The 1417-nt window shown below is 66.1% G+C and carries 1 protein-coding gene; it reads right to left on the reverse strand.

Going from position 1 to position 1417, the window contains the following annotated elements; translation table 11 throughout:
• Positions 1 to 53: 53 nt before the first annotated feature.
• Positions 54 to 1295, reverse strand: a complete 1242-nt coding sequence (locus MMF96_RS19345; RefSeq protein ID WP_256884469.1) for an IS256 family transposase — start codon at positions 1293 to 1295, stop codon at positions 54 to 56.
• Between the last annotated feature and the right edge of the window lie 122 nt (positions 1296 to 1417).

Below are 1417 nucleotides of genomic sequence, written 5' to 3' on the forward strand. Positions count from 1 at the left end.
GGTCAAGTCCAAATGGGTGGTGTAACGCGGTTGCCGCGTGATCCTTGGTTTTCTTAGGCGCTGAGTGCGCCGAGTTCGGGTGTGGTTTCCTCCTTCTCGGTGGTTGTTCCGACCTGTTGTGAGCGTGCGAGGACGTCGAGTCCGAGGTAGCGCCGGCCTTCGGTCCATTCGTCGTGTTGTTCGGCCAGGACGGCGCCGACGAGGCGGATCAGCGAGGCGCGGTCGGGGAAGATTCCGACGACGTCGGTCCTGCGGCGGATTTCCCGGTTGAGTCGCTCCTGGGGATTATTGGACCAGATCTGGCGCCAGATTTCCTTGGGGAAAGCGGTGAAGGCGAGAACATCGGCGCGGGCAGCTTCGAGGTGCAGGGCGACCTTGGGCAGCTTCTCCTCGAGGGCGTTGAGGACCCGGTCGAACTGGGCGTGCACGGCGTCGGCGTCGGGCTGGTCGTAGACGCTGTGGAGCAGCGTTTTCACCCACGGCCAGCTGCTCTTGGGCGTGACGGACATTAAGTTCGCCGAGTAGTGGGTCCGGCAGCGTTGCCAGGCGGCGCCGGGCAGGGTCGCCCCGATCCCGGCGACGAGACCGGCGTGGGCATCGGAGGTGAGGAGTTTGACCCCGGTCAGGCCACGGGCGGTCAGGTCGCGGAAGAAGCCCAGCCAGCCGGCCCCGTCCTCGGCGGAGGTGACTTGGAGCCCCAGGATCTCGCGGTGTCCGTCGGCGTTGACACCGGTCGCGACCAGGGCGTGGACGTTGACCACCCGGCCGCCTTCACGGACCTTCAGGACCAGCGCGTCGGCGGCGACGAAGGTGTATGGTCCGGCGTCCAGGGGACGGGTGCGGAACGACTCGACCTGCTCGTCCAGTTCCCTGGCCATGATCGACACCTGGGACTTCGATAGCCGGGTGATTCCGAGGGATTCGACGAGTTTCTCCATCCGCCGGGTGCTCACGCCGAGCAGGTAGCAGGTGGCCACCACCGAGGTCAAAGCCGCCTCGGCACGCCGGCGGCGCTCCAGCAGCCAGTCCGGGAAGTAGGACCCCTGCCGCAGCTTGGGGATGGCCACGTCCAGGGTGCCGGCGCGGGTGTCGAAATCCCGGTGCCGGTAGCCGTTACGGGAGTTGGACCGGTCAGGGCTGGGCCGGCCGTATTCCGCGCCGCAGACCGCGTCGGCCTCGGCCCCCATCAGGGCCGTGATAAAGGTCTGCAGCATCTGGCGCAGCAGGTCCGGGGAGGCCTGCTCGAGCTGCTCGGAAAGGAAGCGCGTCGGATCGATAGAATAAGGTGCGGTCATCGCGGAGTTCTCCTTCAGGAAAGACATTGGACTGTCATTTCCAAGGATCACGCGGTGACCGCCTTCGCATCTGGCAACACGCCCATCAGGGCCGGTTACACCACGCTAATGGACGTAACCCG

The organism is Arthrobacter sp. STN4 (assembly GCF_024539665.1).
Taxonomy (GTDB): Bacteria; Actinomycetota; Actinomycetes; order Actinomycetales; family Micrococcaceae; genus Specibacter.

What these genes read in the sequence shown, in the direction of transcription:
- MMF96_RS19345 (WP_256884469.1), bottom strand. Translation starts at nt 1,295, where the DNA reads ATGACCGCACCTTATTCTATCGATCCGACGCGCTTCCTTTCCGAGCAG.